A 12514-nucleotide genomic window follows, 5' to 3' on the forward strand; every position below is an offset into this window, starting at 1 on the left:
TGTTATGAAAAGAAAATACCTCGTATATATAGGCGCTTCCCTTTCGCTGCTGGCTGCCAGCTGTACCAAAGACCTGGAAGATCTGAATAAGAATCCAAACAACCCTACCAGCGTACCACCGCTGACTATGTTCAGTAACGCTGAAGTAGCAACTGCCACACTCGGCAGAGGCACCATCCGCCGTACTAACCTGGCGTTTGACATGATGGCCATGCAGCAGCTGGCATCTACAGAAACCCTTGATGGTGGTGAAGGTGATAAATACCTGAAAAATGATAATGCCGGTAATCTGTTCGAAGATTCTTACGGCCTTATCATTAATAATGTGGTGCAGCTGATGGAGTTTGTGAAAAATGATCCTGCACAGGTAAACCTGCTCAGTGCTACCAGGATATGGAAAGTACTGGTGTTTCAGCGCCTCACCGATGCCTACGGCGATGTACCTTACTTCGATGCCGGCAAAGGTTTTATCAGCGGCAACTTCGCCCCTGATTATAATAAGCAATCCGAAATTTATGCGGACATGCTGAAGGAGCTGAGTGAAGCGGTAGCTGCATTTGATGCGGCTAAAAATCCACTCGGCACCGCTGATGTTGTGTACAATGGCGATCTCACCAAATGGAAAAAACTCGCCTACTCCCTGATGCTGAAACTGGCGCTCCGTATGGAAAAACAGGATGCAGCCAAAGCAAAGGAATGGGCAGGTAAAGCACTCGCAGGTGGTGTGATGTCGCTGCCGGAAGACGTATGCGCGATCAAACATTCCGCCGAAAGAAATGCGGTAGCTAACCCGATCACCTATACGTTTAACAGCTACGACCTGGCCAACGAGAAAATTAAAATCAGCAAATACTTCCTGGATTACCTCACTAACACCGGCGATCCAAGACGCCGTGTTTTTGTAAGTACGGTGAGTGGAGATACTACCCTTGCCAGTCAGAAAGGCTTGCCTAATGGCCTGGATGCAAACAGTTTCAAAACTGCTTATCCAACCGTGGCGCTGAAAGATTTCTCTACACTGAACACCAAAACAATCTTGCAGCTCACCGCACCTACCTTCCTGCTGACGCCTGCCGAAGTACAGCTGATGCAGGCTGAGTTAATCGTAAAAGGCTGGACCACCGGAGATGCAGCTGCCATGTACGCAGCTGCGGTTACCAACTCCATGAAACAGCAGGCCATGTATGGCGACAATGGCGTGATCAGCGCTACACAAATCCAGGATTACCTTGCGGCAAATCCTTTCCCAGGCACAGCTGCTGAACAGCTGAAAGCACTGGGTAGTCAATACTGGGTGGCTACCTTCCTGAATGGTTGGGAATCGCACGCCAACTGGCGCCGTACCGGGTACCCGGCTATTACACCGGTAAATTATCCGGGTAATATCACCAATGGACAAATTCCTCGCCGCCTGACTTACATGCTCAGCGAGCAGGTGAATAATCCGAAAGGATTGCAGTCTTCCATTACCAATCAGGGGAAAGATGAGTATATGACGCGGGTTTGGTGGGATAAACAATAATATTATATCGGGCAAGGAGCAGCCCTGTCAGGGCTGTTCCTCGCCCTAAAGGCTCCGGGACCGAAGGCCCTGGAGCCTTTAGGGCAAAAAAAATGTAAGTCTTTACTACTTACCCCCTTCTGCTCCTTTGCGGGCAAAAGCCGCGTAACTTGTGAAGATCAAAAACCAAAACAATGTTACAACTGATCGATTGGGTAATCATCGGCGTTTACCTGGGAATTATTGTTCTGATAGGACTACTGTTAAGAAGGAAAGCGAAGCAAAATAAAACTGCGTATATGCTTGGTGGTAAGTCGCTTCCCTGGTACATGCTGGGCCTTTCGAATGCGGCGGATATGTTTGACATATCAGGTACCATGTGGCTGGTAACGCTGACCTTCGTATACGGCATGAAAAGTATCTGGATTCCTTGGTTGTGGCCGATTTTCAACCAGGTGTTTATGATGGTGTTTGTGAGTGCATGGCTAAGGCGCTCTAATGTCAGTACAGGTGCTGAATGGATCATCACCCGTTTTGGCAATGGGCGTGACGCCGCTTTATCACACACTATCACCGTTGTGTTTGCACTGATCAGCTGCCTGGGCTTTATGGCATACGGGTTTGTAGGTTTGGGTAAGTTTATGGAGATATTCATTCCATGGCAGAACATCGCACCATACGTACCTTTTACGGTACAGCCGGAGTATGTGCCGCATCTGTACGGTGTAGCGTTTGCACTTTTCGCTGTCTTTTACAGTATTCTCGGTGGTATGAGCAGTATTGTTTGGGCAGATGCAGTACAATACGTTATCCGTACAGCCGCGGCCGTTATTATTGCAGTCATTGCCATGCGTGCCCTCGCTGTGCATACCCTGAACGTACCGGAAGGCTGGTTCAATCCTTTCTTTGGCTGGAAGCTGGACATGGACTGGGGCCGCATTATTCCGGAAGTAAATGATAAGATTAACAGTGACGGCTATACGATGTTTGGGGCCTTCTTTATGATGATGGTATTTAAAGGGCTGCTGGTGAGTTTGGCTGGCCCTGCACCTAACTACGACATGCAGAAAATTCTGAGTACCCGTAGTCCGCAGGAGGCCGCAAAAATGAGTGGCTTTGTTTCTATAGTACTGATGCCGGTACGCTACCTGATGATTATTGGTTTCGCCGTACTTGGACTCATCTACTACAAACAGTTGAACCTTAAAACCGGTGACCATATTGATTTTGAAAAGATCCTGCCTGCCGCCATCAGCAGCTTTGCGCCGGTAGGCGTTATGGGATTGCTGGTAGCAGGTATGCTGGCATCTTTCATCGGAACATTTGCAGGTACGCTGAATGCAGCGCAGGCCTATATATTAAATGATGTATACCTCAGGTATATTAATCCGGCAGCGAGCAATCGCAAAATAAGCAGCGTTAACTATCTCTCCGGAATATTGGTAGTGGTGATCAGCATCCTCATTGGTGTGTTTGCAAAAGATGTCAACAGCGTGTTGCAATGGCTGGTATCCGGCCTTTGGGGCGGCTATGTGGCAGCCAACGTACTGAAGTGGTACTGGTGGAGGTTCAATGGTTATGGTTTCTTCTGGGGTATGCTGGCTGGCATTGCTGCCGCATTGATTTGTCCTTATATCTTCACTGGTCTGGATCTCTATTATTTCCCGGTGATCCTGCTTATATCCCTGGCTGGTTGTATCATTGGTACGCTGGCAACTCCACCGGCAGATGAGAAAGTATTGGAACAGTTTTATTATAATGTTCGCCCGTGGGGTTTCTGGAAACCAGTGCTCCGCCGCATGCAGCAGGAAAATCCTGCGCTGCAGCCTAACCGGAATTTTGGCCGCGATATGTTCAATGTAGCTACCGGTATCGTAGCACAGCTCTGCCTCATGGCATTGCCTATGTACCTGATACTGCAACAACAGGTGCCTATGTACATCTCCGCTGCTATATTGGTAGTAACACTGATACTGCTGAAAAAATTCTGGTGGAATTCCCTCGAAAAAAATGATGTGTAAATAAAAATGAGAATGCGAGAAGAAATATTCACTCAACGGCTTCATGAACTGCAACACGAGCAGTCAGTACTTATACAATTAGTAAATGAACCTATACTGCCGGGCAACGGCATCTTCGAACGGTACCGCTTTCCGGTACTAACGGCAGCACATACACCGCTGCACTGGCGTTACGACCTCAACCCGGGCCGCAACCCTTACCTGATGGAGCGCTTTGGTATCAATGCTACCTTCAATGCCGGCGCCATCAAATGGAATGATAAATACCTGATGATGGTGCGCGTGGAAGGTGCAGACCGCAAATCTTTCTTCGCCATCGCAGAAAGTGCCGATGGTATACAGCAATGGCAGTTTCGTGCCGCGCCGGTTCGTATACCCGAAACCGATAGTCCGGATGTAAACATATACGATATACGCCTCACCGCCCATGAAGACGGTTATATCTACGGACTGTTCTGCACCGAGCGTAAAGACCCTAAGGCCGCTCCGGGGGATATGTCGTCCGCCATAGCGCAATGCGGCATTATACGTACCCGTGATATGGAACAGTGGGAACGCCTGCCTGACCTGGTTACCAACTCCCCGCAGCAAAGGAACGTAGTGCTGCATCCCGAGTTTGTAAACGGTCAGTATGCCCTTTATACCCGCCCCCAGGATAATTTTATAGAAGCCGGTTCAGGCGGCGGTATCGCCGTCGGCTATACGAATGATATGACACAGGCAGTGGTGACTACCGAAACCGTGATTGATCCACGGCACTACCATACGGTAAGTGAGCTGAAAAACGGCCAGGGTCCTGCCCCTCTGAAAACTGCTGAAGGCTGGCTGCACCTGGCGCACGGTGTACGTAACACCGCCGCCGGGTTCCGCTATGTATTATATATGTTCCTTACCGACCTGCACGATATTACCAGGGTAACCCATAAACCTGCCGGTTACTTTATGGCACCGGAAGGCCTGGAAAGAGTAGGGGATGTATCCAATGTGCTGTTCTCCAACGGTTGGATTGCTGATGAAGATGGCCGCGTATTAATATATTATGCTTCTTCTGATACCCGCATGCATGTAGCCGTGTCGTCCATCGACCGACTGCTGGACTACGTAAAGCACACTGCCCCGGATCAGTTTAGATCCGCCGCCAGTGTAGATACAGTGATGGGCATTATTGAAGCAAACCGCTAATCAGGTTTTGGAAAATTGTTTGTCCGGAAGGCCGGCATCTCCCTAAATTAATGTCCGACATCCGGTGCCTTTTTCCTGGATCGCCTGGGGACTGGGGCGAAGGCCCCAGCCCTCCAGGCGATTCTTTCATCACCGAAGGTGATGGAAGAATCGCCTTTACCTAAAACAAAACCACTTTTTTGGTAACTTGCTGCTGATGTCAATCAAATCAGTATGTAGCTACCTGCTCCTCTTTCTGTTAGGAGCTATGCCCCGTGTATTTGCACAGGACTCCATTACCACCTTCCGCCTGCTGGACTCCGTGCGCCAGCTGCGGCCGGATACTTCCACCGTGCGGGTAATGCTTGATCAGGGACGCAATACTGCCCGCTATTTCGACGCCACCAAAACTGAAAATGCCTTTATCCTCGGTGCCATCGCGCTGAGCCAGCAACTCAAATACCCCAGAGGCCTGGCCCTGGCCTATAATGAACTGGGTACCAGTAAAAGAAATAAATCCCAGTACATCCTCGCGGAAGACTACCATGAGCGGGCGGTCAAGTACGCCCGGGAAGCAAAAGATTCCCTGTTGCTATGCCAGTCGCTCAACAATGCCGGGGTGGACTGCCGCCGCCAGGATAAGCTGCAAAAGGCTTTCGACTTTCACTACGCTGCCTTGCAGATAGCCGAAGAGATTAAGAATGTGAAAAACATTTGTGTAGCTACCAACAGTATCGGTAACATCCAGCTCACGGAAAAGAAGTACGACGAAGCCATAGAACGCTTCCAGCATGCCCTGAAGCTGGAAGAAGAAAGTCATAACCCGCTGGGAATGGCCATCAACCTGGGTAACCTGGGCTATTCCTATCAGGGGCAGGGCAAGCTGGATATCGCCATTCAATACTATAAAAGCTCCCTGGCCATCAATGAAAAGCTGAAAAATGTAACCGGAATGGTGATCTGTTACAACTGCCTGGGCTCTGCTTACCAGGAAAAAAAGGAATATGCCCTGGCCATGGAATATCTGCAGAAGGCCCTTCGCGCCAATGATCAGGTGGATGACAAGGTCCATATCGCAGAAAGTTACATGAACATTGGTAAGCTGCTGAGCGTACAGGGCAAGCACGAAGAGGCATATCATTTCTTTCAGCAGGCCATAGGGTTAAGTGCTTATTGGGGTTTTAAGTCCATCCTGATGGATACGTATAAAGCCATGGCAGAGGATTATAAAAGCAGCGGCGACTTCCGTAAATCCCTCGAGGCGGCCGATAAATCATTGCTGTATAAGGATAGTATTCTGGATGAGAAGTCGGCTATGGCGCTTAACCAGATGCAAACCATCTATGATGTGGACCTGAAGGATAACCAGATCCGCAACCTGGAGCACGACAAAATCATGGCTCAGATGCGGACTAAACGCAATGTGCTGCTGATATTTTCGCTGATCGCTTTCTTGGTGATGATGGCAGTGGGCGGTTTTTTTTACATCCGTCACCGCAACCTGGAGGAGAATAAACAAACTTTACAACTGGAGCTGAGGTCGCTCCGCTCGCAGATGAATCCACATTTCATCTTTAATTCCCTGAGTTCCATTCATCGTTATATATGGAGTAATAATCAGGAAGAAGCCAGTGACTATCTGACCAAGTTCTCGAAACTGATGAGGCTGATCCTGGATAATACACAGCATACCTTTGTTCCCCTTAATAAGGAGCTGGAATCATTGCAGTTATACCTGGACCTTGAATCATTGAGATGTAATGGTATCTTTGATTACCACATCGTGGTGGCAGATGATATCAATGATGATGAGGTACTGATTCCCCCGATGATATTGCAACCTTATGTGGAAAATGCCATCTGGCATGGACTGGTACATAAGCTGGCGGAAAAGGGGATGCTGGAAATTAATATCCGCCTGAGCGGGCGTAGTCTGGTATGTACAATTGAAGATAATGGTATTGGCCGCAAAAAAGCCATGGAAATAAAAGAGCGAAAAGGCAAAGCACATAATTCTGTCGGGATGAAAGTGACCCAGGGACGCATTGATCTGATACGTAAGATCAATAATAAAGATGCCAGCGTAGAGATTACCGACCTGGTAAATGCCGCCGGTGAGCCTACAGGCACCCGTGTTACCATTGTATTACCTGCGGAGTTTATTTTCTGAACCACCTAAAACCTACATAAATGAGTGAGATAAAAGCCATTATCGTAGATGATGAGCAACATTGTATTGAGGCGCTGCAAACGATGTTATTAAAAAAATGCCCCGGTGTAAATGTGATAGGCGCTGCTCAAAGTGTAAAGGAGGCCCGTGAAATTATTGATGAGTTGCAGCCCGACCTGGTATTCCTGGACGTGGAGATGCCACACCATAACGGATTTGAGCTGCTGCGCCAGTACGAGCGTGTAACCTTCGACGTTATTTTTACCACCGCCTACGAGCAGTATGCCCTCAAGGCAATTAAGTTTAATGCCCTCGACTATCTGCTGAAACCCTTTAGTGTGAAGGAGCTACAGGATGCACTGGATAAGTTCCGGGAAAAGCAGCTCAATAAAAGCAAGGACCCTGGCTCTTCTCCGCTGGAAGTGTTTTTGCAGAATATGAAAACCTTACAGCAAACACATAAGAAAATTGCACTGCCTACTATCAACGGTCTCGTGTTTATGCCTGTTCAGAATATAGTGAGATGTGAATCCACCGGTAACTACACCAAGATCTTTTTTACCGATAAAAAGAACCTGATGGTTTCCCGGCCGCTGAAGGAGTTCGAGGAACTGCTGACGGACGTGGACTTTTTCAGGGTCCACAACTCACATCTTATTAACCTGCAGCAGATGCAGTCTTATATCCAGGGAGAAGGTGGTTTTGCGCTGATGAGCGATGGTACGCAGGTGGAAGTGTCAAGAAGACGCAAAGCTGAATTCCTTAAAAAGGCGATGCAGTTCTAGCATTAGAACCTAAGTATCAATCTGAAAAGCGGATTCCAGATTTATACGTTTTTATACCACTTATAGTAAAATTGCTACCGGATAAGAATTGGATGTTGTAGGAGTTTTAGCTAAAGTTTAGCTTTGTATTACGATTTCAATATTACTCTTATATAAAGATTTTATTCTCTGCATTACTAGCGTGATTAGCCCCAAAGAAAAAAGACACCGGAAGGTGTCTTTTTTGCTTTATCTACTTTCTAATAAAATCTTTACAAATTATTTCTAGATTAAATATATAGTTCGTCCGCCATATGTTCCAAATTGTAGAAGGAGAGAAATCGACGTATTACACCTTCTACTAATGCATCAGGGCAGGAAGCGCCGCTTGTCAGCAAAATAGTCACCTGATCTTTTGCCGGCAAAAAGGTATTACTGTGTAATTCCTGTTTATGGTGAAAATCGTAGTGATGAATGGAGCTGGCTGATTCCAGTTGTGCCGGATCAGATACAAAGTAGGTAGGCAGTTTCTCTTCGCAGAGTTCTACCAGGTGGGAGGTATTGGAGCTGTTGTAGCCGCCAACAACCACGGCCAGGTCGGCCGGTTCCTGCAGCATGCCGGTTACGGCTGTTTGGTTGTCATTGGTGGCGTAGCAGAGGGTATCGCGGGTATCGGCAAAGCGCTCCCCGATGGTTTCTTCTGTGAGGCCGTATTTTTCCACCATTACATTTTTGATATAGTCGGCAATGGCCTGCGTTTCGGTGGCCAGCATGGTAGTTTGGTTCACCACACCTACCCGTTGGAGGTCGCGCGTTACATCAAAGCCGGTAGAAAACTGACCGGCAAAGGTGGCTGCAAATTCAGCAGCGGGGCGTTGGCCGGTGATGTACTCTCCCAATATAATCGCTTCATTCATGTCTTTAACCACAATGGTAGCGGTATTGGACTGACTATGACTGAAGGTAGCCCTGGTTTCCTCGTGTTTAGGCTTGCCGTGTACGATTACCGTATAGTTTTTTTCACCGATCTGCTCGGCCTTATTCCATACCCTTTCCACAAATGGGCAGGTAGTATTGTATTTCAGCGGTTCGATGCCCAGGCTTTCGAGGTGTTTTTCGATTTCCAGGGTGGTGCCGAAGGCGGGAACGATCACGATATCATCCGGCTGCAGTTCTTCCCAGGGTACGAGCTGTTTGCCGCTGGTATCCATGAGGAAACGAACGCCTCTGCTGAGCAGGTCGTTGTTGACATGCGGGTTGTGAATCATTTCGCTGAGGAGGAAGATGCGCTTGTCCGGATTTTCGTCTACTGTTCTGAAGGCGATTTCGATGGCGTTTTCCACGCCATAGCAAAAGCCGAAGTGGCGGGCCAGGAGTATTTTAAGCGGGCCGAAATCCAGGACGGTAGGGGTAAAATCTTTTTTCATGCGGTCCTGCTGCTTACGTTTATTCTTGATAGCCGTAATCAGCGGGCTGCGATATATAACCGGAACGTTGAATGTTTTCATGCGTATTGTTAAGCCAATAATGTTGGCAAAGTTTGGTAAATTTTTTGACTAAGTTACGCAAATCACCTGAGAAGCCATGGTAGCAGCATCCCGCCTGATATTGACAACTTATTGTCAAGGCTGGCAATATCAGAGAATTTGATAAATCAACAAATTTTGCCAGATTTTCCTGGCCAAATTTCATATCAGGCAGTGTGGGCTTAGGTTAACTTATTTTTCCTTGCTCATTTTTTCCAGCCAGGCTTTTTCTTCTGCGCTCAGGCTGTTATATCCTTTTTCATTGATTTTATCCAGCAATTGATCGAGGCGGCTTTGTGGATTTTCGTCTGCTTTTTTTACCACTTTCAGCGGGGATTTCTTGGGTTTGAACTTTTTTACCACTGGTTTTACGCTGCTGCGCTGGGCGGGTGAAAAGAGCCATATCAGTGGCCTTGCGAGGTCGGTGCCGTTTTGCAGCAGTTTAATATAGGCGAAGCCGAGGGCTGCGCCGCCGAGGTGCGACATCACGCCGCCGAAGTTACCATCAAACATAGTGATCACGCCGATGATTACCAGCGCCAGGGCCAGCCATTTCAGTTTAATGGCACCTATAAACATCAGTCCTATTTCGTAGTTTGGGACCTGGGTGGCCGCTGCTACCAGCAGGCACATCACGGAGGCGGAAGCACCGATCATGAGGGCATCCGGGGCAGGCACAAAAAGGAAGTAGGAACCCATATAAATCAACCCTCCGGCGATACCTCCCAGCAGGTACACGGGCAATACCCGCTGATTCCCTAACATCTCCCTGAAAATATTACCAAACCAGAAGAGGTTCAGCATGTTAAAGAGAATATGCAGGATACCTACATGTGCAAACATGTAAGTGAATAACCCCCAGGGTTTAGTGATAAATATCGAAGGGCTTGCATGCAGGGCTACCTGATTGTATACCAGCTCATAAATTCCGGTGTTGGAAATAATATCTACCAGGCGTAATATATTCATAGCCAGGAATACGATAATATTCCAGAATAACAGATGGTTAACTGTGTTCCCTTGCCTAAGCCAATAGCGAATATCCGATTGAAAAGAGGTCCCGTTCATATCTACAAATTAATATAAAAATCCGGGAATTTTGGTTGCACTGCAATAAAAATGCCGCGGCTGTAAAGACAAATATTTTGTTCTGTTCTTATTCGAATTAAAACAAATATCTGCTACGATAGTTCTTATTGGACCAGTCTTTTTTTCTCCGGGAATGGCTGCTTTATTTTGTCGGCGGGCAGGGCGCAGTCTAACCCTCCCCGCTGGTTTCCAGCTGTGCCACAGGCGGAGACGAAACCCGGTCTGATGCCCGGTTTGATAAATTGCTGTTAATACCGGGAAAACCGCCCAAAATTCCGTATTTTTGCAGTCCCAATTAAAAAGGGGGCCCGGGTATTCCGGGTCAAAACACAAATTTTTATGAGCGAAAACAACATTCCTAACGAACAAAACGCTGAACAACAGGCTACTCCGGTAGAAACAGCGGTAAAAAATGCACCTGTTGCTACTGCTCACGACGATTTCGATTGGAGCGTAGACAAACGTAACGTTTCTTCTTACAGCCAGGCTGAAAAAGAAAAGTACGATGCAACTTACGACAGCACCTTCAAAGTGTTTGAAGAAAACAGCCTCCTGAACGGTACTGTAGTAGGTATGACCAATACTGACGTGGTAATCAACATCGGTTTCAAATCCGACGGTCTGATTTCTCTGAACGAGTTCCGTGACCTGCAAGGTCTGAAAATCGGTGACGAGGTAGAAGTACTGGTTGTAGAAAAAGAAGACCGCGATGGTAACCTGCACCTGAGCCGTAAACAAGCTCGTCAAAAACGTGCATGGGAAAAAATCGTGGAAGTTTACAAAACCGGCGAAGTGGTTACTGGTACTGTTACCAGCAAAACCAAAGGCGGCTTGATCGTGGACGTTTATGGTATGGAAACCTTCCTGCCAGGTTCTCAGATCGATGTGAAACCAGTTACCGATTACGACCAGTTCGTAGGTAAAACTATGGAGTTCAAAGTGGTGAAAGTAAACGAAACCATCCGCAACGCCGTAGTTTCTCACAAAGCACTGATCGAAAGCGATATCGAACAACAGAGAGTGGACATCATCAGCAAACTGGAGAAAGGCCAGGTGCTGGAAGGTACCATCAAAAATATCACCGACTTCGGTGCATTCATCGACCTGGGTGGTCTCGACGGTCTGCTGTATATCACAGATATCAGCTGGGGTCGTATCTCTCACCCATCCGAAGTGCTCCAGATGGATCAGAAAATCAACGTTGTTGTGCTTGACTTTGATGACGAAAAACGTCGCATAAGCCTGGGCTACAAACAACTGACTCCTCATCCATGGGATACTTTACCAGCTACCATCACTGAAGGTGCTAAAGTAAAAGGTAAAGTAGTAAACATCGAAGATTACGGTGCATTCCTGGAAATCATGCCAGGTGTTGAAGGTCTGGTTCACGTATCTGAAATCTCCTGGGCTTCTACCCCAATCAACGCTAAAGAATTCTTCAAATTAGGTGAAGAATACGAAGCAGTTGTGGTAACCCTGAGCAAAGAAGAGCGTAAAATGTCTCTGTCTATCAAACAACTGACAGAAGATCCTTGGGCTACTATCGAAACTAAATTCCCTGTTGACAGCCGTCACAAAGGTATCGTGAAAAACATCACTCCTTATGGCGTATTCGTTGAACTGGAAACCGGTATCGGTGGTATGATCCACATCTCCGACCTCTCCTGGATCAAACGTTTCAACCACCCATCTGAGTACACTAAAGTTGGTAACGAAATCGACGTAGTGATCCTGGGTATTGATAAAGAAAACCGCAAGCTGAGCCTCGGTCACAAACAGATCGAAGAAGATCCTTGGAACACCTTCGAAACTATCTTCCCGATCAACTCCGTACACGAAGGTACCGTTGTGAAGAAAGACGAAAAAGGTGCTACCGTTCAGCTGCAGTATGGTCTGGAAGCATACGCTCCTGCCCGTCACCTGAGAACTGAAGATGATAAACCAATCAACGTTGAAGACGTGAAAGAATTCATGATCATCGAATTCGATCGCTCTGAAAAACGCATCCTGGTTTCTCATACCCGCGTTTGGGAAAAAGCTCAGGCTGAAGAGAAACAAGCTGTCGTGAAAGAAAAACGCGAAGAAGCTGACAAAACTCGTAAAGCTGTGAAAAACATCCAGGGTAAAGTAGAAAAAGCTACTTTAGGTGATCTGGGTGCGCTCGCTGAACTGCGCGAAAAACTGAAACAGTCTGAAGGTGGTGAAGAGAAATCTGCACAATAAGATCGTTTCTTAAAATAACAAAAACCCGGTCTGAGTAAAATCAGGCCGGGTTTTTTTAT

The 12514-nt window shown here is 47.2% G+C and carries 8 protein-coding genes; 6 read left to right on the forward strand and 2 right to left on the reverse strand.

Annotated features, from left to right (window positions below):
• Positions 1–4 precede the first annotated feature (4 nt).
• From KW844_RS22685 to KW844_RS22705, 5 genes are all read left to right on the forward strand, one after another.
• Entirely contained in the window at positions 5–1522 is a 1518-nt protein-coding gene (locus tag KW844_RS22685; protein WP_218379078.1) for a SusD/RagB family nutrient-binding outer membrane lipoprotein, read from the forward strand.
• Positions 1523–1695: 173 nt separating this feature from the next.
• Positions 1696–3522, forward strand: coding sequence for a sodium:solute symporter family protein (locus KW844_RS22690; RefSeq protein WP_218379079.1), 1827 nt, complete (start codon positions 1696–1698; stop codon positions 3520–3522).
• A 12-nt stretch (positions 3523–3534) separates the two neighbouring features.
• Positions 3535–4704 (forward strand): glycosidase, encoded by a 1170-nt coding sequence (locus tag KW844_RS22695; RefSeq protein WP_218379080.1) that lies wholly within the window; start codon positions 3535–3537, stop codon positions 4702–4704.
• Between the two features lie 196 nt (positions 4705–4900).
• A complete protein-coding gene (locus KW844_RS22700; protein WP_218379081.1) occupies positions 4901–6853 on the forward strand; it encodes a tetratricopeptide repeat protein in 1953 nt (650 codons plus the stop codon).
• A gap of 20 nt (positions 6854–6873) precedes the next feature.
• On the forward strand, positions 6874–7638 hold the full coding sequence (locus tag KW844_RS22705; RefSeq protein WP_218379082.1) for a LytTR family DNA-binding domain-containing protein: 765 nt from the start codon (positions 6874–6876) through the stop codon (positions 7636–7638).
• A 269-nt stretch (positions 7639–7907) separates the two neighbouring features.
• On the opposite strand, the gene KW844_RS22710 is transcribed toward KW844_RS22705, so the two are convergent.
• Positions 7908–9125, reverse strand: a complete 1218-nt coding sequence (locus tag KW844_RS22710; protein WP_218379083.1) for a 4-hydroxy-3-methylbut-2-enyl diphosphate reductase — start codon at positions 9123–9125, stop codon at positions 7908–7910.
• A gap of 210 nt (positions 9126–9335) precedes the next feature.
• Positions 9336–10112, reverse strand: coding sequence for a rhomboid family intramembrane serine protease (locus KW844_RS22715; protein WP_218379084.1), 777 nt, complete (start codon positions 10110–10112; stop codon positions 9336–9338).
• A 459-nt stretch (positions 10113–10571) separates the two neighbouring features.
• On the opposite strand from KW844_RS22715, the gene rpsA reads away from it, so the two are divergent.
• Positions 10572–12455: a 30S ribosomal protein S1 gene (gene rpsA / locus KW844_RS22720; protein ID WP_218379085.1), complete on the forward strand. Its 1884-nt coding sequence runs from the start codon at positions 10572–10574 to the stop codon at positions 12453–12455.
• The last annotated feature ends 59 nt before the right edge of the window (positions 12456–12514 follow it).

The organism is Chitinophaga sp. sic0106, assembly GCF_019219075.1.
GTDB lineage: Bacteria > Bacteroidota > Bacteroidia > Chitinophagales > Chitinophagaceae > Chitinophaga.